Here is a 21119-nt window from a genome sequence, read left to right as displayed (position 1 = left end):
GAGGTGGAACTTCGCCAGCTCACGTACTACGTCGCGGTGTGCGAGGAGCTCAGTTTCAGCCGGGCGGCGGCCCGCTGCTTCATCTCGCAATCGGCGATCAGCCACCAGATCGCCCGGCTCGAACACGACCTGGGCGTGCAACTCTTCGAGCGCTCGACCCGATCGGTCGTCCCCACCGACGCGAGCACCAGGCTACTACCGCTCGCCAAGCAGATGCTAGGTCTGGAATCGGCCATCCGCGCCTCCATTCGTACCACCGGCCCCCGCATCCGGCTCGCGGCGAATATGTCGTTCGCCACTCGATCGCTGTCGGCCATCGCCGGCACCCGCGAGGCGCATCCCGGCGCGGAGATCGAATTCGTCATCAAACCGTTCCGGCAGCGGGTCGCGGCCGTCGCGGACGGCGACTGCGATCTGGCGCTGATCCGCGGCAGTGTGCAGCAGGCCGGGCTCGTCGTCGAACAACTCTGGGTGGAAGACCTCACACTGGCCACCGCGCCCGCGCATCCGCTGGCCGGCCGCACCGATGTCACCCTCGCCGAACTCAGCGCCTATCCACTGCTCCTCCCGCCGGAATCCGAGCAGTTCCTGCTGCACAATGTCATCCGGACCGCCTTCGCCGACCTGCCCACCGGCCCGACCTTCGGCCCGCCCATCCCACCGGACCACACCGCGACGATGGAGCTCATCAACCATCCCGACGCCTGGACGGTTCTCTACGCCAACAGCTCCACCGAGGGCATCGCCGCGCTTCCGCTGGCCGACCACCGCCTCCGCATTCCCGTCTCCGCTGTCCTGCGCGCCGATACCCGGCGCACGCCCATCCTCGATTCCCTGCTCGACGGGTTGCACTGCGCCTAGCCAGTGTTCCGCGCCTGAAATCCGGTGGATGTGTCGGGGCGGAACACTAGCCCGCCCGGCAGGTCATGTCGTGTTCGGGTATGTCGCCGTTCACCAGGTAGCTGGTGACGACGTCGGACGCGCAGGGGTTGGCGCCGAGAACATAGGCCCCGTGCCCACTCCCGTCGACAGTGACCAACCGGGAACGCTGACCGAACTTCTCGTCGAGCAGCTCGCCGCCGCGTAGCGGGGTGACCGGGTCGCGCTGGTTCTGCACAATCAGCACATCAGCCGGGCCGGAGTTGTCGATCCGCACCGGCGGCTCGGACGGCCCGAGCTTCCAGTAGGCGCAGGGCATGACGTTCGCGGCAGCCGCGCCGTAGAGCGGGTACCGTTCCCGGTCCTCGGCGACGGCACGGTGGTAGGTCCGGATATCCGCCGGCCATTCGACATCGTTGCAGGTCACCGCCAGAAAGACCGACCAGGCGTTATCGTTCGGCGAAGGTGCGCCGGTGCCCGGCGGGCGGCCGCCCGCGGCTCCGGGACGCCCGGTTTCGAGCAGCGATTTCCAGCTCTCGGCCGCCGGCGCGTACAGCGCCGGGCGATAGAGCGTGAAGAAGGTGCCGAACCGGAAGAGACTGCCGTCCATCCCGTCCACCGGGTTCGCGTCCAGTCGCTCGGCGAGGGCGAAGTACGTCCGCCGCACCTCTTCCGGTGTGCGGCCGAGACCGTAGGTGTCGTGGCGGGCGGCGGCCCATGCAGCGAAGTCGGGGAACGTCTCTTCCATTCCGAGGCCGTACAGGCGCATCCCCTCGTGGTCGAGGTAGGTGTCGCCGATATTGCTGTCGAGCACGATGCGGTCGGCCTGCTTCGGGAACATCGAGGCATAGGCGGCACCGAGCGCAGTACCGTAGGAGTAACCGAGGAAGCTGGCCTTGTCCTCCCCCAGCGCCGATCGGATCCGGTCCAGGTCACGGGCCATATTCGCGGTCGACACATACCGCAACCGGCCCTCGTGGTCGTTGGCCGCGCACTGCTCGGCGACTCCCTGGGCGACCGTGGCCCGTTCGGTGACCGCAGCATCGTTTTCCGCATACGGCGGGATATTGCCGAAGTACGCCTGATCATCGGTGAAACCGCAGCTCACCGGTGCCGAATGCCCTACGCCGCGGGTATCCATACCGATCACGTCATAGCTGTCCAGCACATCGGCGGGCAGCCCCTGGGCAGCCAGGAACTTCGGCTGGTCCAAGCCTGAACCACCCGGACCACCCGGGTTGAGCAATAAGACCCCGCGACGCTTGTCCGGGTTTCTACTCGCCAGCCGGGAGATCATGATCTCGATCTGCGCACCCTCGGGCTCGTTGTAGTTCAAGGGCACCGGCACGGTGGCGCAGTGCAACTGGGCCGGCCCGGCCGCGGGATCTTCGACCCCCTCCGGACATGCGCCCCACTGCACCGGTACTGCGGGGCCTTCGGCCGGGTCCGCGGCCACGACGGGCGCCCCGACCAGCGCTCCGGTGAGACCGAGCACGGCCAGCAGGCTCAGGCTCCGGGTCCGTTGTCGATTCATACGCTGCTACTCCCCGACGAATTGGCGCCGACCACGAGCAAACGGTCCGCTGGGGCTCGTGTCCGGCTGGTACATCACCGAGTCTGCCGAGCCCGCCCCGCCGGCACATCGCTCCGGCGGCGGCAATCGTGTTCGACGAAAGTCGAGGCGACGATTCGACCCGGGTCGAGCACACCTCGGCCGCTGGGCTGCTGCTTCCGGCCGGTCGGTGCCGCGATAATGGCCTGGTGGACACCGACGGCGCCGCCCGGCTCGGGGCGTGGCAGCAGACCTGGCGGCTGACGGCGGCCGCGGTACTCGGCCTCCCCTTCTGGTTCTCCGTCGCCGCAGCGCTGCCGGCGGGCTGCGTGGCCGATACGTGTTCCTGGTTCGTCACCGGTGATCCACTGATCGCACTCGGCTGCCTGACGATGCTGCTGTGGCGGCGGCGGTTCCCGTTCACCGTCGCCCTGGCGGTCGCGATCGCTTCGGCGGCGTCGGCGCTCGCCACCGGTGCCGCGCTGCTGGCACTGTGTTCGCTGTCCACTCGCCGCCGTCCGCTCGAGATCGGGGTGGTCGTCGCGGCGTATGTGTCCGCGGCGCAGTTCGCCGAAGACCTCTACCCGATCGACACGGTGCCCGCGCCGATCTGGTTACAACTCGCGCTGCCGGTGCTGAGCGCCGGGATCGCGGTGGCAAGCGGGGTGGCCATCGACGCCCGCCGCGCCGAAGTGCGATGGCTGCGGGACCGCGCCGACAGCGCGGAACGCGAACAGGCCGCACGGGCGGCGCAGGCACAGGCCACGGAACGCAACCGGATCGCCCGCGAAATGCACGATGTGCTCGCGCACCGGATCTCGCTGGTCGCCATGCAAGCCGGCGTCCTGGACCACCGTGCCGACCTCTCCCCCGTGGAGACGCGCACACTGATCCGCGGAATCGCCGACGGTTCCCGCCAAGCGCTGGAAGAACTCCGCGACGTCCTCGGTGTCCTTCGCGCCGACCCCGACCGCCCCGAACCACCGCAACCCACTCTGGACCGGATCTCGGAGCTGGTAGCCGACGCCCGGTCGTCGGGTCTGGACGTCACACTCGCCACCACGGTGACCGCCATCCCACCCGAGACCGTGGGACGGACCGGCTATCGGGTAATTCAGGAAGGACTCACCAACGCCGCGAAACACGCCCCTGCTGCGGAGATCCACATCACCGTAGAGGGGACGCCCGGCGGCGGACTGCACGTCAGCGTCCGCAATTCGGCGGCCGTCACCCCCGTCGCCCGGCCACCGGCCTCGGGCTTCGGTCTCCTCGGCCTCGCCGAACGAATCACCCTCGCCGGCGGAACACTCGACCACCATCGCACATCCGATAACGGGTACGTTCTCACCGCGCAACTTCCCTGGCCGGAGCACGAGCACGAGAAAAGAGCATGAGTGCACAGTGAACAGGACACGGTGCGCGTTGTCATCGTCGACGACGACCAGCTGGTGCGGATGGCGCTACGGCTCGTCATCGACGGCGAGCCGGATCTGACCGTCGTCGCGGAGGCCGCCGACGGGGACAGCGCGCTCGAGGTGGTGGACGAACAGCGGCCGGATGTCGTGCTGATGGATGTGCGGATGCCCGGCCGCGACGGCGTCGACACCACCCGGTACCTCCGCGCCGTACCGGCCGCGCCGGCGGTACTCATGTTGACCACCTTCGACTCCGACGAGCTGGTGCTCGGTGCCCTACGCGCCGGGGCACTCGGCTTCGTTCTCAAGGACACCCCGCCCGCCCGGATCGCCGACGCGATACGCACGGTCGCAGCCGGCAACCCCGTGCTGTCCCCCACGGTCACGGCGCGGGTGATAGCCGCGGCCACCGGGCCGGGTTCCACCGAAGCCCGCGGCGCCTCCCGCGACGCCGCGCGGAAACGACTGGCTGCCCTGTCCGAACGCGAACTCGACACCGCGCGAGCCATCGCGGACGGTCTGGCCAACCCGGAGATCGCCGCGCGATTACAGGTCACCGTCGCCACCGTCAAGGCACGCACCGGCAATCTGTTCACCAAGCTGGGGGTAGCTAATCGGGTCCAGATCGCGCTATTGGTCCGCGACGCAGAGCAATGACCCAGGCAGCGGGCATCCTCGGGCTGTGTCATCCCGCCGCCGTCGTTCGAGGATCGCGCACCGCTATCCCGCAGCGGCACCGAATGATTCGAGGATCGTCTCGATGCGTTCCCGCGCGGCGTGTGCCATCACCGGATGCGTGGTCTCGTACAGTTTCCCGGCCTCCACGGCGGCGAGCACGATCTCGGCGGCCCGCGTTGGGGGCAGCATTTCCTTCGCCATCTCGCCCACGGCCGCCATCATCGGCGCGAGCGCGGCCAAGACCTCCGCGGGCAGCGTCTCCGCCTCCGGCGCCCCCTCCTCGGGTGGCGCGGCCATCTCGGCCAGGCCCCGGAACATCCGCGTATCCACCGGGCCGGGGCACACCACCGTCACCCCGATATGCGGCGCGATGATGTCCAGTTCGCCGCGCAGCGATTCCGAGATCGAGATGATCGCGCTCTTGCTCGCCGCGTACGGCGCCCCGAACAGGCCGACGGTCAGCCCGGCCAGCGAAGCGGTATTGACGATATGGCCGCCACCGCCGGCAATGAGATGCGGCGTGAACACATGGATACCGTTGACCACACCGCCCACATTCACCGACCAGACCCGATCCCATTCCGCGGGGGCGATATCCCAGCTCGGCCCACCCGCACCCACGCCCGCGTTGTTGACGACGAGGTCCACCCGGCCGAAGGTGGCGAGTGTCCGCTCGGCGAGGGCCCGGACCTGATCGATATCGGCGACGTCGGTCGGCACGGCGAGCACCGGGTCACCGAGTTCGGCGGCCGTCCGCGCCAGCGTCTCGGCCTCGACGTCGGCCACCACCACCCGTAGACCCCGATCGACCAGCGCGGCGGCCACCGCCCTGCCGATGCCGTTCGCGGCTCCGGTGACGACAGCGACCTGCCCGGCTTCCAATTTCATGAAACCTCCACTCCGCCCGGTCCGCCCCCGTGGCGGACGGCACCACCATCTTCGCCCGCGCGCCGCACCACCACATCGGCCCACGGAGTGATCTCTCGGCGGCCGCGGGGGCAACCGCAGGGCGTGTGCCACCGCCGAGTACGAGAAGTACTGTCCGACACCGGCTGCGGCGCGATTCCGGCACCTCCTCGGACGTCGGCGCCGGCCCGCTGCCGAGAAGTCGGCGGCCGGTGTCCGGTCACGCCCTTATTACCGACCCCTGGAGCCGGCTACGGACCCGCCGGGCGGCGGTGGCAGGCACTTCTCCCCGCAGGCCAGTTCACGCGCGAGGCTCTCGTAGGAGAGATACGCCCGCGCCAATTGCCGCCGGTGCACCGCTTCCGGCCCGTCCCGGACGTAGCGGTCGAACGACATCGTGTATAGATGCGCCAGGCGGCCGAACACCGCACCCAAGCCCTCGTGATGTTCCACCGCACCGCTGCCCGGCGTACCGAGAACACGGTGCGCCTCCCGGTCTATGACGAGAAGATGCCGCTGCGCGTCCTCCCAGGCTCGGGCGAACGGATCGGCAGCGAGGTCCATACCGGGCAGTTCCGGTACGGGTCGGCCCGGGATCCAGGTGAGCACCACATCGTCCCAGTTCGGCCGCGACGCGGCCAGGCGCCGGTGGGCGTCCGCCAGGCCCGCGACGGCGGCGAGCATGGAACAACCGAAATCGGCCGCTCCGGCGGTGCGGAATTCCGCCGCCCGCGCGAACACTGTCGAAACGACTCGGCTGTCGGGTAATGGACCGAACCTTTTACGGCCGTGCACAGTTCCCCATTTCCTGCCGCCGCGGCGGCCATTCTTGAATTGTCCGGATCGGTCGACCCGACCGAGCACTCCGCACTGCCGCCTCCTCGATCGGCGCGCACAGCTTAGCCAATTCTCCGCCTGGAACAGCACTCGATGAAAGGGGTATCGACACAGCAAACCCGTTCCATCACAACACAATTGGAATAGACCGAAGTAGAAGTGGTCGCATTTCGGCTTTCGTATTCCTATGCGTCGACCGCATATCACCCGGTGAGAATCCCGACTATTGATCCCTGCCGCGTCGTGAACTACCCGGGGTGCGTCCGAACGCATGCCGGTACACATCGATGAAAGCGCTGGGCGAGGCCCAGCCGCAGCGACCGGCCACCGTGGTCACCGAATACCCCTCGGCGAGCAATCGCACCGCCAGGTGCAGCCGCAGCTGGGTCCGCCACTGCGGATAGGTCATGGCGAACTCGGTCCGGAACAGCCGGGTGAGGATGCGTTCCCCGGCACCCGTCCGCCGGCCGAGTTCCGCCAGCGCTGGTCAAGCCGGGACAGGACTACCTTCCGGCCCGCGCCTGGACCGCGGCCGGGCCACCCTCGGTATCGCGGTGAGCGCGGGCGGGCTGTTCATGCCGATACTCGGCGGAATCGCCGACCGGCACGGGACGCAGGCCGTGCTGACCGTGCTCTGCGTCGTCCCGGCACTCGCCGCCGGTCTCGCGTTCGCGCTGCCGCCGACCGGCGGGACCGGCCACCGGGGGCACCGGCCCCGCCGCGGCGCCGATCCGGGAATCCCTGGATGACGCCGCCGACACCGGCCGCCCGCGCGTGGGGCGTGCTTTCTAGATGACGCCGAGCGCGAGCATCGCATCCGCGACCTGGATGAAGCCTGCGATATTCGCACCGGCGACGTAATCACCGGGCGAACCGTATTCGTCGGCGGTCTCCAGACAGCGGTCGTGCACGCCCCGCATGATCTCGGCGAGACGGTCTTCGGTGTGCTCGAAGGACCATGAATCCCGGGAGGCGTTCTGCTGCATCTCCAGCGCACTGGTCGCCACACCACCCGCATTGGCGGCCTTACCCGGCGCGAAGACGATCCCGCGCTCGGCGAACACCCGTACGGCTTCCGGAGTGCACGGCATATTCGCACCCTCGGCGACGATCGTGACACCGTTGTCGGCCAGGGCCACCGCGTCGCGGCCGTTGAGCTCGTTCTGGGTGGCGCACGGGAGCGCGATATCGCAAGGCACTTCCCATACCGAACCCGTTTCGATGAATTCGGCCGATGACCCGGGTTCATCGGCGTAGCTCGCGATCCGGGCCCGTCGCCGCTCCTTCACGTCTTTGAGGAGCTCGAGGTCGAGACCCTTCTCGTCGACGATGTAGCCGCCGGAATCGGAGCAGGCGACCACGGTGCCGCCGAGTTGTTCGACCTTCTCGATCGCGTAGATGGCGACATTGCCGGAACCGGAGATGACGACCCGCTTGCCCTCGAAGCTGTCGCCGCGCGCCCGCAGGATCTCATTGACGAAGAAGACGACGCCGTACCCGGTGGCCTCGGTCCGGACCCGCGACCCACCCCAGGCCAGGCCCTTTCCGGTGAGCACGCCGGATTCGAAGCGGTTGGTGATGCGTTTGTACTGGCCGAACAGATAACCGATCTCGCGTCCGCCGACACCGATATCACCGGCCGGTACGTCGGTGTATTCCCCGATATGGCGATAGAGCTCGGTCATGAACGCCTGACAGAAGCGCATCACCTCGCCCTCGGAGCGGCCCTTCGGATCGAAGTCGGAACCGCCCTTCCCGCCGCCGATCGGCATACCGGTCAGCGAGTTCTTGAAAGTCTGTTCGAAGCCGAGGAATTTGACGATCCCGAGGTAGACGCTGGGGTGGAACCGTAACCCGCCCTTGTAGGGTCCGAGTGCGGAGTTGAATTCGACCCGGAATCCACGATTGATCTGTACCCGGCCCATATCGTCGACCCAGGGCACCCGGAAAATGATCTGGCGCTCCGGCTCGCACAGGCGGCGCAGCACGGCGGCGTCGGTGTAGGCGGGATGTTTGGCCACCACCGGACCGAGACTGTCCAGCACCTCGTGCACCGCCTGGTGGAACTCGATCTCACCAGGGTTGCGCTGCAGTACCTCGGTATAGATGTCGTGGAGCTTCTCGTCCAGAATGGCCATCGATCCGGTCCTCTTTCCCTCATCCGTCCCCGGGCTGTACCCCGCATCCGTCCGGGGGGCTCTATTTCGAATCTATCCCCGACCCGCCAGCAGCCGACCGGTCGGGCCGCGGCCCTCGCCTCCACCGCCCATGGGAATCGGCCGCTACGGTGGCCGGTGGACCGGCGGTGGATAGCAACCGGAGTATGTGCCCGGCACGGTGTCCTCGCAAAGAAAACGTCCGGCCGGTGTACCGGCCGGACGTTCCCCGCGAAGCGCCGGAATCAGCCCTTGTGCTTCTTGACCTCTTCGGTCAGCTGCGGGGCGACATTGAACAGGTCGCCCACGATGCCGTAGTCGGCGATCTCGAAGATCGGGGCTTCCTCGTCCTTGTTGACCGCGATGATGGTCTTGGACGTCTGCATACCGGCCCGGTGCTGGATGGCGCCCGAGATACCCAGGGCGAAGTACAGCTGCGGGGAGACCGTCTTACCGGTCTGACCGACCTGGAACTGGCCCGGGTAGTACCCCGAGTCGACCGCGGCACGGGAGGCGCCGACGGCCGCGCCGAGCGAATCGGCGAGGGATTCGACCACGGAGAAGTTGTCGGCCGAACCGACACCGCGACCACCGGAGACGACGATGCTCGCCTCGGTGAGTTCCGGCCGGTCCCCGGCCACGACGGGCTCGCGACTGGTGACCTTGACGACGCCTTCTTCCTGCGCGGGGACCTCGACGGTGACCTTCTCACCGGCGCCGGCCGAGGGCTTGGCCTCGACCGAACCCGGGCGCACCGAGATCACCGGTACATCGCCGGTGGCCTGCGCGTCGACGGTGAAGGCGCCACCGAAGATGCTGTGCACGGCCGTACCGTCGGCCTTCACGTCGACGACATCGACCAGCAGACCCGAGCCGATGCGGGCGGCGAGCCGGCCGGAGACCTCTTTACCCTCCGCGGTGGCGGCGACCAGAACGGCGGCCGGGGACGCGGATTCGACCAGGCCGGCCAGCACGTCGACCTTCGGGGTGACCAGGTAGTTCTCCACGTCATCGGATTCGGCGACGTAGATCTTGGCGGCGCCCGCGGCGGCCAGCGCGTCCGACAGCTTGTCCGCGGTGCCGGGCGCGCCCAGCACCACCGCGGCCGGTTCACCCAGGGCGGCGGCGGCGCTCAGCAGTTCGGTGCTGACCTTCTTGACCGCACCTTCGGCGTGCTCGACGAGCACAAGTACTTCTGCCATTTGTCTGTTCTCCTAGAAGTTGCTGCGGGTGCGGGTCTCAGATGATCTTCTGGCCGACCAGGTACTGGGCGATCTTGGTGCCGCCGTCGCCCTCGTCGGTGATCTTCTCGCCCGCGGTACGCGGCGGCTTCGGGGTGGACGCGGTGACCTTGCTGCCCGCGTTCTCGACACCCACGGTCGACGGGTCGATGCCCAGATCTTCCAGGGTGAAGGTCTGCACTTCCTTCTTCTTCGCGGCCATGATGCCCTTGAAGGAGGGGAAGCGCGGCTCGTTGATCTTCTCGGTGACGCTCACGATGGCCGGCAGCGTGGCCTCCAGCTTGAAGACACCGTCGTCGGTTTCCCGCTCGCCGGTGATCTTCTCGCCGTCGACGGTCAGCTTGCGCAGGTGGGTGAGCTGCGGAATGCCCAGGTACTCGGCGATGATGGCCGGGACGGCGCCCGCGCGGCCGTCGGTGGCCTCATTACCGGCGATCACGAGTTCGACACCCTCGACCTGGCCCAGCGCACCGGCCAGCACCCACGCGGTCTGCACCGCGTCGGAGCCGTGGATGGCCGGATCGTTGATGTGGATGGCCTTGTCGGCGCCCATGGACAGGGCCTTGCGGATGGCCTCGGTGGCGCGATCGGGGCCGGCGGCCAGCACGGTGACCTCGCCACCCTGCGCCTCCTTGATCAGGAGGGCTTCCTCGACGGCGCGCTCGTTGATCTCGTCGAGCACCGCGTCGGCGGCTTCACGGTCGAGGGTGAAGTCACCGTCGGTCAGCTTGCGCTCGGACCAGGTATCGGGCACCTGCTTGATGAGTACGACGATATTCGGCATCGGTCTTCGTCGACCTCCTGTTCTGGTTACCTGTATTGGCGGTCGCACGATCTCCAGCGGCCGTACGTCCCTGTGAGTAGCTCAGGCCGAGACATTACCCTACGTTAAGTTACCCGTGGGTAACTTATGTGTCGAGCTGCTTCGGGGCACCACCGGGCGTCTCCCGTACCGGGCCGTACCAGTAACCTCGTCGCAATGAGCGAGGCTGTGTTTCCCGCCGCACCGGCCACCGACGACGCCCCGGAGCCGCTGCCGTTGACCGGCGAGCGCACGGTGCCGGGTATCGCGGAGGAGAACTACTGGTTCCGCCGGCACGAGATCGTCTACGACCGGCTGCTGCCGCGCTGCGCGGACAAGATCGTCCTGGAGGCCGGATCGGGCGAAGGCTACGGCGCGAATATGATCGCCGCGGTCGCGAAAGCGGTGGTGGGCCTGGATTACGACCGGACCGCCGCGGCGCATGTACGTACCCGCTATCCGGCGGTCCATATGGTCCGCGGTAACCTCGCCGCGCTGCCGCTCCCGGAATCCGCGGTGGACGTGGTGGTCAATTTCCAGGTGATCGAACACCTTTGGGACCAGGCCGAGTTCCTCCGCGAATGTCTGCGAGTGCTGCGCCCCGGCGGGGAACTGCTCATCAGCACCCCGAACCGGATCACTTTCTCACCCGGTCGTGATACCCCGCTCAACCCCTTCCACACCCGCGAGCTGAACGCGGCCGAACTCACCGAACTCCTCGAAGCGGCCGGTTTCCGGGTGGACCTGATGACCGGCGTGCACCACGGGTCGACACTGCGCGCGCTCGACGCCAAACACGGCGGCTCGTTCATCGACGCGCAGATCGAACGCGCCCTGGCGGGTGAACCCTGGCCCGCCGAACTCACCGCCGACGTCGCCGGCATCACCGTCGACGATTTCACCCTGGCCCCCGAAGCCATCGACACCAGCCTCGATCTCGTCGCGCTCGCGGTGAAGCCGTGAGCGGCAAGCGAACCGACACGGTACCCGGGCAGTTCACGCTGGTCCTGCACTCCCATCTGCCCTGGCTCGCCCACCACGGCCGCTGGCCGGTCGGCGAGGAATGGCTCTACCAGTCCTGGGCCGCGTCCTACCTCCCGGTCGTGGACGTCCTGCGCACCCTGGCCGCCGAGGGCCGGTCACATCTGCTGACCCTCGGGATCACCCCGGTGCTGGCCGCCCAGCTCGACGATCCGCACTGCCTGGCGGGAATGCACCATTGGATGGGCAATTGGCAGTTGCGGGCCGACGAGGCCGCGAAGGCCGGGAACCATGCACTCGGCGCACACGAACACCGGCTGGCGGCCGCGGCACTGGCCGAGTTCGAGCAGAACTGGCGGCACGGGGCCGCACCGGTCTGGCGGCAACTACTCGACGGCGATGTCATCGAACTGCTGGGCGGGCCGCTGGCACACCCGTTCCAGCCGCTGCTGGACGAGCGGCTGCGCGAATTCCAGCTCCGCGAGGGCCTCACCGATGCCCGGCTGCGCTGGGGGCACACCCCGGCCGGAATCTGGGCGCCGGAGTGCGGGTTCACCCCCGGGATGGAACAGGGCTACGCGGACGCGGGTGTGACGCATTTCATGGTCGACGGGCCCGCGCTGCGCGGCGATACGACCCTGGGCCGCCCGGTGCGCGAATCGCCGGTCCTGGCGTTCGGCCGCGATCTCACGGTCAGCTACCGGGTGTGGTCGCCCAAATCAGGTTATCCGGGGCACGGGGCCTACCGGGATTTCCATCACTACGATCACGCGACCGGACTCAAACCCGCCCGGGTCACCGGGAAAACCGTGGCCGGACCGGACAAGGCCCCCTACGATCCCGACCTCGCCGCCGCGCAGATCGGCCGCGATGTCGAGGACTTCGTGCAGACGGTGCGGGAACGGCTGATCGCCGAATCGGAACGGATCGGGCGCCCGGCACTGGTGGTCGCCGCATTCGACACCGAACTGTACGGACACTGGTGGCACGAGGGCCCGCAGTGGCTGGCGCAGGTGCTGCGGGCCCTGCCGGAAGCCGGGATCACCGTCGGCACCCTGTCCGACGCGCGCGACCGCGGCTTCGTCGGGGACCCGGTTCCACTCACCGATTCCTCCTGGGGATCCGGGAAGGACTGGCGGGTCTGGGCCGGTGATCAGGTCCGCGATCTGGTGGATCTGAACGCCGAGATCGTCCGGCTCGCGCTGGATACCGCCGACAAGATGCGTGCCGTCGCGCCGACCGGCCGCGATCCGGTCGCCGACCAACTGCTGCGCGAAGCGACCCTGACCGTGTCCAGCGACTGGGCGTTCATGGTCAGCAAGGACTCCGCCGCCGGCTACGCCCGCGATCGGGCCCATCAGCACGCGCACGCGGTCCGCGAGATCGCCGGGGCGGTCGAAGCCGGTCAACTCGGTAGGGCACACGATCTGGCGGCAGGATGGGCGGTGGCCGACGGCGTGTTCCCGGCCCTGGACGCGCGTAGGCTACGCGTCACCCCTGCAGAAGGACCGCGATGAAAATCTTGATGGTGTCGTGGGAGTACCCACCGGTGGTTGTCGGCGGGCTGGGCAGACATGTCCATCACCTGGCGACATCACTGGCCGCGGCCGGTCACGAAGTGGTGGTACTCGCCCGACGGCCCACCGGCACCAGCCCCGCCACCCACCCCACCCATTCGTTCATCGCCGAGGGCGTGCTGGTGGTGGCGGTCGCCGAAGACCCACCGATCTTCGATTTCGGCGAGGATATGCTCGCCTGGACCCTGGCCATGGGGCATGCGATGGTGCGCGCCGGAGTCGCACTCGATAAACCGGGCATCGGCGAGGGCTGGACACCCGATGTGGTGCACGCGCACGACTGGCTGGTCGCCCATCCGGCGATCGCGCTGGCCGAGTACTACGACGTCCCGCTGGTGTCGACGATCCACGCCACCGAAGCCGGCCGGCACAGCGGCTGGGTCGCCGGCCGGGTCAACCGGCAGGTGCATTCGGTGGAGTGGTGGCTGGCCAATGAATCCGATGCGCTGATCACCTGCTCCACCTCGATGAAGGACGAGGTGGAGCGGCTCTACCGGCCCGACCGGATCCCGGTGCACGTGATCCGGAACGGAATCGACGTGGCCGCGTGGACATTCCGCACCCGCTCACCGCGTAGCGACCCGCCCCGGTTGCTCTATGTGGGACGACTCGAGTACGAGAAGGGCGTGCAGGACGCCATCGCCGCGCTGCCCCGTATCCGCCGCGCCCATCCCGGGACCGTCCTCACCGTGGCCGGGGTCGGGACCCAGTTCGAATGGCTACGCCAGCTCGCCCGGACACACCGGGTGGCCCGCGCGGTGCACTTCACCGGGCAGCTCGATCACACCGAACTGCTCGGCTGGCTGCACGGCGCCGATGCGATCGTGCTGCCCAGCCGCTACGAACCGTTCGGGATCGTGGCCCTCGAGGCGGCCGCGGCCGGGACCCCGCTGGTCACCTCGACCGCCGGCGGGCTCGGTGAAGCCGTGATCGATGGGATCACCGGGGCGTCCTTCGAACCGGCCGATGTGCACGGTCTGGTGGACGCGGTGATCTCGGTACTCGACGATCCGGTGGCCGCGCAGGAGCGGGCGTTCGCCGCACGGGAGCGGCTGACCGCCGATTTCGCCTGGGATGTGGTGGCGGCCGAAACAGCCGATATCTATTCGGACGCGAAACGGCGGGTGCGCAATCCACTCGGCCGCCCGGTGATCGTGGAACGCCCGCTCCCGGAACGGGATCCGAAGTAGCACCCGGTGGGGGCGTCGACGTATCAGTCGTTCTCCGCGAAGGCGAAGATCTCTCCGATCCGGGTGACGACCACGACCTCGCCCTCGGCACCGACCGCGGTGCCGGTGGTGGTGCCCTGAGCTCCCGGCAGGACATCGGAATCGAGGGTGGCACCGGTGCCGGTATCGAAGGTGACCAGGTTCAGTCCGGTGCCGATGGCGGCGGTGACGTAGCCGATCCCGCCCGCGGTCTGCACCGGGTTACCCCGCAGCGCGAGATCCTTGCGCTCCCAGACCCTTTCGAAACTGTCGCCGGTGTCCTGCAGGGCGAGCAGATAGCCGTCGTCACCGGCGGGAATGATCAGGCCGTCGTCGGAGACCGAGATCCCCCGGCGCGGCTCCCAGTCCAGCTGCGCCTCCCATTTCGGGGTGCCGTCGGCGGTGTTCACCGCGATCAGGCGTTTGCTGTTGTCGCCGACGTAGAGCGTCGCGCCGTCGGCGGACAAGGCCGGATCGGTGGCACTGCCACCGGCCAGGATCTCCCGGCTCCACTCCTGCTCGACCTTCCCGTCGGCATAGCGCAGCGCCACCAGGGCGGCCTTGGACTCCCCGGGCTTGCGGACGGTCGCGTAGATCCGCCCGGTGCCGATATCCATCGCCGCCACCGTGGCGACCGCGCAGTCCGGGCCGCCGGTGTGGCAGTCCTCCAGGCCGGCACCGGCCGGCGGCCAGTCCAGATTCGGTGACTGCAGGAAATCGGGCTGCGGCAGCAACTGCTGCGTGGGAACCATCCGTTTGCCGGTCTGCCGCTCCAGCACATCGACCTGGCCGGACTGGGTGATCACCAGCAGATGACCGTCACCGGTGAACTGCATCCCGACCGGCACACCCGCCACCGGCGTCCGCCAGCGCGGCTGGCCGAGCAGATTATCCGATTCCACGCCGCTGTCGAGACCGACGTACACATTGTTCGCGCCGTCGAGCAGGGTGGGCGAATAGATGGCATTGGGGCCCAGCGGATTGCAGAAGCGTTTACGCCCCGTGGGCATCTGGTAGGAGAAGATATCGCATTCCGCGTCGGTGCGGCTGGTGACGAAGATCTGCCCGTCCGACCCCACCGTCGGCGGCTGCGCGACCGGTCCGCCCACCGGCCGCGACCACTGCAGGCTCAGCGCCTGCGAACCGGTCACCGAGGTGGTGCCGCTGTTGCGGCTCTCGTGCCCCGGCGCGGGCCAGCCCAGGCCGCGGCCGACGGTGATGTCGTCGACATCGGTGCCGCAGGCGGTGAGCACCCCCGTGGCGGCCACCGCCGCCGCAAGCCAGGTCACGGTCCGTACGCCGCTGCCGATACGCACCTGCTGGTCTCCTCTGTCGTCCTGTCTCCCCGGGCCCACGTGTGTGGAAGATTAACGGAAGGGTATAGGCCGGGGTCGCCGAGCACGAAAGTAGGCTGTTCGGCAGTACTGGGCAGCACAGGATACGAGGAGAGACGTTCGTGACGAGCATGTGGGGCGCGCCGCTGCGCTCACGCTGGCAGGGCTCCCGGCGCCGCGACCGGCGGCAGGCCCGGTTCCTCACCCTCGACTCGCTACGCTGGGTGCTGGCCAACCGGGCCTACACACCCTGGTACCTGGTCCGCTATTACCGGCTGTTCAAATTCCGGCTCGCCAACCCGCACGTGGTCCTGCGCGGCATGGTGTTCCTCGGTCGCAATGTGGAGATCCACGCGACCCCCGAACTCGGCCGGCTCGAGATCGGGCGCTGGGTCCATATCGGTGACGGGAACGCCATCCGCTGCCACGAGGGCTCGCTGCGGATCGGCGACAAGGTGGTATTCGGCAAGGACAATGTCGTCAACACCTACCTCGACATCGAGATAGGCGAGTCGACCCTGGTCGCCGACTGGTGCTACATCACCGACTTCGATCACCGCATGGACGACATCACGCTGCCGATCAAGGACCAGGGCATCGTAAAGAGCCCGGTCCGGATCGGCCCCGACACCTGGATCGCGGCCAAGGTCACCGTGCTGCGCGAGACCCGGGTCGGCCGCGGCTGTGTGCTGGGCGCGCACGCCGTGGTCAAGGGTGAGATCCCGGATTACAGCATCGCGGTCGGCGCACCGGCGCGGGTGGTGAAGAACCGGAAATCCACCTGGGAGGCCGGCGCGGCCCAGCGGGCGGCGCGGGAGGCGGCGCTGGCCGATATCGAACGGAAGAAGAAGGGCGTCGCGCAGGAGGCGTGAGCCGCTACTTCACCGCTTCGATCTTCTTGATCACCCGCTGCACCGTCAGCCAGGTGCGCGTGGTGATGTCCTTGCCGTAGGCGCGGTCGAGCCACGCCATGAAATTCGGCGTCCTCGGTGTGCTGTTGTCGACGACCGAGAGAAAGACACGAGCTGCCGCGTCGTAGCCGATGATCGTCGTGAGCGGATCGTCGTCGGCGGGCATCGCCGGCAGAGTTTCACCCTGCTTCTTGAAGAAGGTCGCGGTGAGATAGGTGCCACGGCCGTGGGTGAAACCGGCGAACGGGTCCCGGTCGAGCAGCTCGCACAGTTCGGCCTCGGTGCGGATGATCGTGCCGCCGGGGATACCGAGTTCGGCGCTCAGCGCCACCTGGATGCGATCCTCGAGTTCGGCGACCCCGGTCTGCTCGGTCGCGAAAACGATATTGCCGCTGGACAGCACCGAGGCCACCGAGTCGAAACCGAGCCCGGTGAACACGCCGCGCAATTTCTCGTTGCTCATATTCGGGTTGCTGGGCATGATCCCCCGCAGCAGCGCGGCGTACATCGTCATGACGCGACCGTACCCCGCCTCTCCGACACCCACGCCCGACCGGCGCCCGCGACCGCGCGCCGATGCCACCTACTCGATCACGCGCGGACAATTCGTACGCTCGCATTTCACATCCAGCTTTCCGGTGCTTCCAACGGTAATTGCCCCGGTTCGGGCGCGCCGGCTCGGTGATCGAAATGTCGGGCTGTTTCCGCGCACGGCCACGACGGTGGCGCCGGTACGCCCAGGATGGCTGTACCGATCGATATCTTCGACCGGTTTGCCCAGCTCAGGCCGGGATGACCGGGGCGTCCACGCGGTGCCGGGAAATCGATATGCCGGATATCGATGCCGAACCGGGAGGGGCGATGCCTGTAGAAGGCTCGAAATTGCACGGGCTGGAGCCGATCACCGGGGGGTTGATCGAACAATTGGTCCAGCGGCCGCAGGGCCGGAGCCGATCGCTGCCGGTGGTGGTGGCGGTGGGGCCGCCCGGCAGCGGCAAAACCGTTCTGTTGCAAGAACTCGCGCAGCGTTGCGCGAAACTTCCACTCGCCCATGTGGATCTGCGCCAGGGCGAACGCGCGCCGCGCGAAGTGTTCGGCGAACTCGCGTTCGAGCTGGGCCACTACCGTCGCCAGTTCGGCCGGATCGCTTTCCCACAACTGTGCTGGACGACTTCGCCGCCGTTATGGAACACAACGCGGTGGTGACGGCGGTCCAGGCGATCCGGCAGGCGGCCGGCTACGCCGGGAACACCGTGCACTCCGACCAGGTGCTACAGGCCATGAAACGGCTACACGGGGCCACCGCGGTGCGCGGGGCCGTCGGGGTGCTCTCGTTCGACGAGAACGGGCTACCGACGAACAAACCCATTCCGATCCTGGAGGCCCTGGACGGGGAGCCGCCGCGTTACGTCGAACTTCCGTAACCAGTTTCGGCGCCGCCGGTCACCCGATCAGGCCCGCGCCGCCTCACACAGGAAGACAGCAGCCCCGGTGCCGATACGGGTGATGACCAGCGTATAGGGCCGGGTTCCGGTGGGCTTCAGGCGTCGCCGGAGGACGTCGGGGTCGATATCCACACCGCGGACCAGGATTTCCAGCGGCCCACAGTCCCGGCGGCGCAGTGCGGCCCGCAACACCTTCTCCCGCAGTACGCAGCGGTCGAGAATCCGGAAGCCACGCACCCCCGCCGGAAGACGGTCGCCGGTCAGATAGGCGATCCGGGGATCCAGCTGCCACAGACCGTGGCGGGCCGCGTAGTGCCGGACCAGGCCGGCCCGGACCACCGCACCGTCCGGGTCCACGATCCACTCCCCCGGTTCGCGCTCCGGGATCTCGCTCGGGTCGGCATCGGTGAGAGTGGTCACCGCGCCGGCAGAGGTGAGGACGGTGGCCCGGCGGCCCACACCGGCCTCGCGCAGGCCCGCCGACCACAGGCACGCTTCGCGGACCCCACCGTCCAGCGAGACCACCTCGATCTCGCCGTCCCAGCCCAGCGTATCGAAATCCAGTCCGGGAGCGCATTTCACGACCAGATCACGACCCGCGTATACCGACAGCAGATCAGGTAGCGGCGGTTGTAGCGCGGCCGGATCGTGGGTGCGTTTCCCATCGGCCCGCCGCCCCGGATCGGCGACGACGACCGTGCCGGAGGTGCACGGGACCAGGGCGTCGGCGCGCACGAGCACAGTATTCGGCGTCGCCCGCGGCAGCGTGGGAGGGGGCACCGGCGAGCTGTGTTCATCCCCCTCGCCCGCGGCACCGCGGAAGCCGAGCCCGGGTGCCCCCGGTTCGCCACCTCTCCACTCCGTCGTTGCGGCGGCGCCGGCCACGGAAGTCCCCCTGTGGCGCGCGGGAGCAGCCGGCGCCGGGACCGGATGGGACAGGTTGTGGCGGGCCATGGCGAGCCGGACCGGGTCCAGGTCGCTACCGACCACGCGCGGGCATACGCGGGCCAGTTCGGCCATTTCCGCGCCGATCGAGCAGGTGACATCGTGGACATCGCGACCCGCCAGCCGGGCCGCCCGGTGCCGGGCGACCGGGGTCGGGGTGGCCTGCTGGAGCGCGTCGTCGGTCAACAGCCAATGTTGCGCACCGGACAGTTTGGCCGCGGCCCGGCGGCGCAGGCGGACGGTCTCGATGAGCGCCGGGGCGCGCTCACCGTAGGTCCGGCGCACCGCGGCCACATCACGCAGTTGCGAGGCGGAGGTGAGTTCCAGCTCCGCTACCCCGGCCAGTGCGGCCGTACCGTCGGCCGAGCCGAGGTAGCCGATATCGGCCGCGCTGAAGCCGTACCCCACTATTTCCCGGCGGCGGCCGGTTTCACGCCGGTGATCATGGCGTTGTAGAAGAACTGTCGCGGCACCACCCGGCGCATCACGTTCTCGTCCACCCAGCTCAACCCGAGCCAGGCGCGATACATCGCCATCCGGTAGCCGAAGGTGAGCTTCTCGTCCGGAACGGCTGCCTCGAAGGTCCGCACCGGCCAGCCCCACAGCGCGGCGGCGAGTTCCTCGGTGTGCGCGGCCACGTCCACCGCGCCCGCCGAGCGCGCCATCTCCTCGAGCTGGGTCGGGTCGAAGGTATGCAGGTCGACCACGGCCTCCAGCGCGGCGGCCCGCGACGATTCGTCCAGTTCCTCCTGGGAGCGGCGCCAATCCCGCAGAAACGGGAGTTTGGTGACGGCCGTGGTCGCCTTCCAGGTGATATTGCCCAGATTGCGGGCATAGAAGTTGCCGATGGTGGTCGGCTCGCCGGCGAAGACGAAACGGCCACCGGGCTTCAACACCCGCAGGCATTCCCGCAGCGACTGCTCCACATCCGGGATGTGGTGCAACACAGCGTGTCCGACGACGAGGTCGAAGGCGTCGTCCTCGTAGGGGATGGTCTCGGCGTCCGCGACCCGGCCGTCCACATCCAGGCCCAGATGCTCGGCATTGCGCAGCGCGACCTTCACCATGCCGGGCGACAGATCGGTCACCGAACCGCTCTTCGCGATCCCGGACTGCATCAGGTTCAGCAGGAAGAAACCGGTACCGCAGCCCAGTTCCAGAGCGCGCTCGTACGGCAGCTCCGCGTCGGTGCCGACCGCGGCGTCGAACCGGCCACGGGCGTAATCGATACAGCGTTCGTCATAGGAGATCGACCATTTGTCGTCGTAGGTCTCGGCTTCCCAGTCGTGATACAGCACCTGGGCGAGCTTGGTGTCCTCGAATGCAGCTTCGACCTCCGCGGCGGTGGCGTGCGGATGGGGTGCGGGGTCGTCGGGGCGTACCGTCATGGTCGGAGAGCCTATCCTTTCCCGGCCGATCTTCCGATACCGCCGGGTAGGTTCGGGTGACCCGCGACTCGTTCAGTGCCCGGTGAATACGGCCGACCCCGGCCCGTCACGCAGGTAGGAGCGGGTTCCGAGGCGCTGGTCCGCGGTGTCGAACAGCCCCGCCCACTCGGCACGGGCCCGTTCCGGCCCGTGCGGCCCCGCCTCGAACACCGCCTTCGCGGCGGCCAGCGCCCGCGCCGGACCGTCGGTGAATCGGCGGGCCCAGTCGATCGCCGCCCCCAGAACATCGTCGGGCGCGACCACCTGATCCACCAGACCCAGCCTTGCGGCCTCGTCGGCCTCCACGAAACGTCCGCTGTACACCAGATCCTTCGCCGCCCCGGGACCGATCAGTAGCGACAGCCGCCGGATCCCCGCGAGCGGTATGAGGCCCGCATCGATCTGCGGGAATCCGAGCTTCACATTGTCGCCGATGATGCGCCGGTCGGCCCCCAGCGCCAGCTCCAGCCCCGCCCCGAGGGCGTAGCCGCTGATCGCGGCGACCGTGGGCTGTGGGATCGCGGCCAGGCAGCCCAGCGCGGTCTGCAGGTCACCGGCCATGGCGGCGGCCTGTTCGGCGGGCAGCTCGGCCAGCTCCGCCAGCTCGTCACCCGCGCAGAACACCCGCTCGTCCCCGTAGACCACCAGCGCCGCGATCTCCGGATCGGCGCCGCAGGCGGCGGCCGCCTCTCCGATCTCCCGGATCAGCTGGGTGTCGAACAGGTTCATCGGCGGGCGGGCGATACGCAGCACCGCCACACCACGCCCGGACCCGCTCGCCGCGCCGGACCGGGACAGGGATACGAATTCCGCCATGGACAGTTA

The 21119-nt window shown here is 68.5% G+C and carries 21 protein-coding genes and 1 pseudogene; 10 read left to right on the top strand and 12 right to left on the bottom strand.

The window, feature by feature from the left end; all coding sequences use genetic code 11:
- Positions 1 to 3 precede the first annotated feature (3 nt).
- Positions 4 to 861 (top strand): LysR family transcriptional regulator, encoded by an 858-nt coding sequence (locus tag NGR01S_RS22220; protein WP_063039940.1) that lies wholly within the window; start codon positions 4 to 6, stop codon positions 859 to 861.
- 46 nt (positions 862 to 907) lie between these two features.
- Here the strand turns inward: NGR01S_RS22220 and NGR01S_RS22215 are convergent, their stop codons facing one another.
- Positions 908 to 2413: an alpha/beta hydrolase gene (locus tag NGR01S_RS22215; protein WP_063039869.1), complete on the bottom strand. Its 1506-nt coding sequence runs from the start codon at positions 2411 to 2413 to the stop codon at positions 908 to 910.
- A gap of 227 nt (positions 2414 to 2640) precedes the next feature.
- On the opposite strand from NGR01S_RS22215, the gene NGR01S_RS22210 reads away from it, so the two are divergent.
- Together NGR01S_RS22210 and NGR01S_RS22205 are read left to right on the top strand one after the other, a co-directional pair.
- Positions 2641 to 3825: a sensor histidine kinase gene (locus NGR01S_RS22210; RefSeq protein ID WP_063039938.1), complete on the top strand. Its 1185-nt coding sequence runs from the start codon at positions 2641 to 2643 to the stop codon at positions 3823 to 3825.
- Entirely contained in the window at positions 3826 to 4503 is a 678-nt protein-coding gene (locus tag NGR01S_RS22205; RefSeq protein ID WP_063039866.1) for a response regulator transcription factor, read from the top strand. It begins immediately after the preceding gene.
- Positions 4504 to 4566: 63 nt separating this feature from the next.
- Here NGR01S_RS22205 and NGR01S_RS22200 read toward each other — a convergent pair whose 3' ends face one another.
- The 3 genes and pseudogenes from NGR01S_RS22200 to NGR01S_RS22190 all read right to left on the bottom strand — a co-directional run.
- A complete protein-coding gene (locus tag NGR01S_RS22200) occupies positions 4567 to 5412 on the bottom strand; it encodes an SDR family oxidoreductase (RefSeq protein WP_063039865.1) in 846 nt (281 codons plus the stop codon).
- Positions 5413 to 5661: 249 nt separating this feature from the next.
- The gene (locus NGR01S_RS22195; protein WP_063039863.1) at positions 5662 to 6171 is read right to left on the bottom strand and encodes a hypothetical protein; all 510 of its coding nucleotides are present in this window, start codon (positions 6169 to 6171) and stop codon (positions 5662 to 5664) included.
- Positions 6172 to 6490: 319 nt separating this feature from the next.
- A pseudogene (locus NGR01S_RS22190) lies at positions 6491 to 6748 on the bottom strand (helix-turn-helix transcriptional regulator); the annotation flags it as partial.
- On the opposite strand from NGR01S_RS22190, the gene NGR01S_RS31785 reads away from it, so the two are divergent.
- On the top strand, positions 6675 to 7016 hold the full coding sequence (locus NGR01S_RS31785; RefSeq protein ID WP_174551731.1) for a hypothetical protein: 342 nt from the start codon (positions 6675 to 6677) through the stop codon (positions 7014 to 7016). The pseudogene NGR01S_RS22190 and the gene NGR01S_RS31785 sit on opposite strands and share 74 nt — an antisense overlap.
- 39 nt (positions 7017 to 7055) lie before the next feature.
- Here NGR01S_RS31785 and gdhA read toward each other — a convergent pair whose 3' ends face one another.
- From gdhA to NGR01S_RS22170, 3 genes are all read right to left on the bottom strand, one after another.
- Positions 7056 to 8405, bottom strand: a complete 1350-nt coding sequence (gdhA, locus tag NGR01S_RS22180; protein WP_063039857.1) for an NADP-specific glutamate dehydrogenase — start codon at positions 8403 to 8405, stop codon at positions 7056 to 7058.
- A 263-nt stretch (positions 8406 to 8668) separates the two neighbouring features.
- Positions 8669 to 9625, bottom strand: a complete 957-nt coding sequence (locus tag NGR01S_RS22175) for an electron transfer flavoprotein subunit alpha/FixB family protein (protein ID WP_063039855.1) — start codon at positions 9623 to 9625, stop codon at positions 8669 to 8671.
- Between the two features lie 37 nt (positions 9626 to 9662).
- Positions 9663 to 10448, bottom strand: a complete 786-nt coding sequence (locus NGR01S_RS22170) for an electron transfer flavoprotein subunit beta/FixA family protein (protein ID WP_063039853.1) — start codon at positions 10446 to 10448, stop codon at positions 9663 to 9665.
- A gap of 195 nt (positions 10449 to 10643) precedes the next feature.
- Between NGR01S_RS22170 and NGR01S_RS22165 the strand changes: the two genes are divergently transcribed.
- The 3 genes from NGR01S_RS22165 to NGR01S_RS22155 are packed head-to-tail and all read left to right on the top strand — an operon-like array spanning position 10644 to position 14214.
- Positions 10644 to 11429: a class I SAM-dependent methyltransferase gene (locus tag NGR01S_RS22165; protein WP_063039851.1), complete on the top strand. Its 786-nt coding sequence runs from the start codon at positions 10644 to 10646 to the stop codon at positions 11427 to 11429.
- Positions 11426 to 12964 carry a 1,4-alpha-glucan branching protein domain-containing protein gene (locus NGR01S_RS22160; protein WP_063039849.1) on the top strand — a complete coding sequence of 513 codons (1539 nt, stop codon included), beginning with the start codon at positions 11426 to 11428 and terminating at the stop codon, positions 12962 to 12964. The genes NGR01S_RS22165 and NGR01S_RS22160 overlap by 4 nt, the downstream gene beginning before the upstream one ends.
- A complete protein-coding gene (locus NGR01S_RS22155; protein WP_063039847.1) occupies positions 12961 to 14214 on the top strand; it encodes a glycosyltransferase family 4 protein in 1254 nt (417 codons plus the stop codon). Before NGR01S_RS22160 ends, NGR01S_RS22155 begins: the two co-directional genes overlap by 4 nt.
- Positions 14215 to 14237: 23 nt before the next feature.
- Here the strand turns inward: NGR01S_RS22155 and NGR01S_RS22150 are convergent, their stop codons facing one another.
- Positions 14238 to 15548, bottom strand: a complete 1311-nt coding sequence (locus NGR01S_RS22150; RefSeq protein ID WP_245664709.1) for an outer membrane protein assembly factor BamB family protein — start codon at positions 15546 to 15548, stop codon at positions 14238 to 14240.
- Between the two features lie 140 nt (positions 15549 to 15688).
- Between NGR01S_RS22150 and NGR01S_RS22145 the strand changes: the two genes are divergently transcribed.
- A complete protein-coding gene (locus NGR01S_RS22145; RefSeq protein ID WP_063039845.1) occupies positions 15689 to 16438 on the top strand; it encodes an acyltransferase in 750 nt (249 codons plus the stop codon).
- A 4-nt stretch (positions 16439 to 16442) separates the two neighbouring features.
- Here the strand turns inward: NGR01S_RS22145 and NGR01S_RS22140 are convergent, their stop codons facing one another.
- The gene (locus NGR01S_RS22140; RefSeq protein WP_063039843.1) at positions 16443 to 16991 is read right to left on the bottom strand and encodes a DUF1697 domain-containing protein; all 549 of its coding nucleotides are present in this window, start codon (positions 16989 to 16991) and stop codon (positions 16443 to 16445) included.
- 347 nt (positions 16992 to 17338) lie between these two features.
- Here NGR01S_RS22140 and NGR01S_RS22135 point away from each other — a divergent pair, with 347 nt between their 5' ends.
- Together NGR01S_RS22135 and NGR01S_RS22130 are read left to right on the top strand one after the other, a co-directional pair.
- A complete protein-coding gene (locus NGR01S_RS22135; protein WP_157107381.1) occupies positions 17339 to 17683 on the top strand; it encodes an ATP-binding protein in 345 nt (114 codons plus the stop codon).
- Positions 17680 to 17901 (top strand): hypothetical protein, encoded by a 222-nt coding sequence (locus tag NGR01S_RS22130; protein WP_169811947.1) that lies wholly within the window; start codon positions 17680 to 17682, stop codon positions 17899 to 17901. The genes NGR01S_RS22135 and NGR01S_RS22130 overlap by 4 nt, the downstream gene beginning before the upstream one ends.
- Before the next feature lie 27 nt (positions 17902 to 17928).
- Here NGR01S_RS22130 and NGR01S_RS22125 read toward each other — a convergent pair whose 3' ends face one another.
- The 3 genes from NGR01S_RS22125 to NGR01S_RS22115 form a co-directional block, all read right to left on the bottom strand.
- The gene (locus NGR01S_RS22125) at positions 17929 to 19275 is read right to left on the bottom strand and encodes a THUMP-like domain-containing protein (RefSeq protein ID WP_063039837.1); all 1347 of its coding nucleotides are present in this window, start codon (positions 19273 to 19275) and stop codon (positions 17929 to 17931) included.
- Positions 19275 to 20255, bottom strand: a complete 981-nt coding sequence (locus NGR01S_RS22120; protein ID WP_063039835.1) for a class I SAM-dependent methyltransferase — start codon at positions 20253 to 20255, stop codon at positions 19275 to 19277. The genes NGR01S_RS22125 and NGR01S_RS22120 overlap by 1 nt, the downstream gene beginning before the upstream one ends.
- A 72-nt stretch (positions 20256 to 20327) precedes the next feature.
- Positions 20328 to 21110, bottom strand: a complete 783-nt coding sequence (locus NGR01S_RS22115; protein WP_063039833.1) for an enoyl-CoA hydratase-related protein — start codon at positions 21108 to 21110, stop codon at positions 20328 to 20330.
- Positions 21111 to 21119: the final 9 nt, after the last annotated feature.

It is taken from the genome of Nocardia grenadensis NBRC 108939 (assembly GCF_001613445.1).
GTDB classification, from domain to species: Bacteria; Actinomycetota; Actinomycetes; order Mycobacteriales; family Mycobacteriaceae; genus Nocardia; species Nocardia grenadensis.
This window is presented reverse-complemented; position numbering and strand designations above follow the sequence as displayed.

What these genes read in the sequence shown, in the direction of transcription:
- NGR01S_RS31785 (WP_174551731.1), top strand. Translation starts at nt 6,675, where the DNA reads ATGGCGAACTCGGTCCGGAACAGCCGGGTGAGGATGCGTTCCCCGGCA.
- NGR01S_RS22135 (WP_157107381.1), top strand. Translation starts at nt 17,339, where the DNA reads ATGCCTGTAGAAGGCTCGAAATTGCACGGGCTGGAGCCGATCACCGGG.
- NGR01S_RS22155 (WP_063039847.1), top strand. Translation starts at nt 12,961, where the DNA reads ATGAAAATCTTGATGGTGTCGTGGGAGTACCCACCGGTGGTTGTCGGC.
- NGR01S_RS22170 (WP_063039853.1), bottom strand. Translation starts at nt 10,448, where the DNA reads ATGCCGAATATCGTCGTACTCATCAAGCAGGTGCCCGATACCTGGTCC.
- NGR01S_RS22115 (WP_063039833.1), bottom strand. Translation starts at nt 21,110, where the DNA reads ATGGCGGAATTCGTATCCCTGTCCCGGTCCGGCGCGGCGAGCGGGTCC.
- NGR01S_RS22200 (WP_063039865.1), bottom strand. Translation starts at nt 5,412, where the DNA reads ATGAAATTGGAAGCCGGGCAGGTCGCTGTCGTCACCGGAGCCGCGAAC.
- NGR01S_RS22215 (WP_063039869.1), bottom strand. Translation starts at nt 2,413, where the DNA reads ATGAATCGACAACGGACCCGGAGCCTGAGCCTGCTGGCCGTGCTCGGT.
- NGR01S_RS22175 (WP_063039855.1), bottom strand. Translation starts at nt 9,625, where the DNA reads ATGGCAGAAGTACTTGTGCTCGTCGAGCACGCCGAAGGTGCGGTCAAG.
- NGR01S_RS22140 (WP_063039843.1), bottom strand. Translation starts at nt 16,991, where the DNA reads ATGACGATGTACGCCGCGCTGCTGCGGGGGATCATGCCCAGCAACCCG.
- NGR01S_RS22165 (WP_063039851.1), top strand. Translation starts at nt 10,644, where the DNA reads ATGAGCGAGGCTGTGTTTCCCGCCGCACCGGCCACCGACGACGCCCCG.
- gdhA (WP_063039857.1), bottom strand. Translation starts at nt 8,405, where the DNA reads ATGGCCATTCTGGACGAGAAGCTCCACGACATCTATACCGAGGTACTG.
- NGR01S_RS22120 (WP_063039835.1), bottom strand. Translation starts at nt 20,255, where the DNA reads ATGACGGTACGCCCCGACGACCCCGCACCCCATCCGCACGCCACCGCC.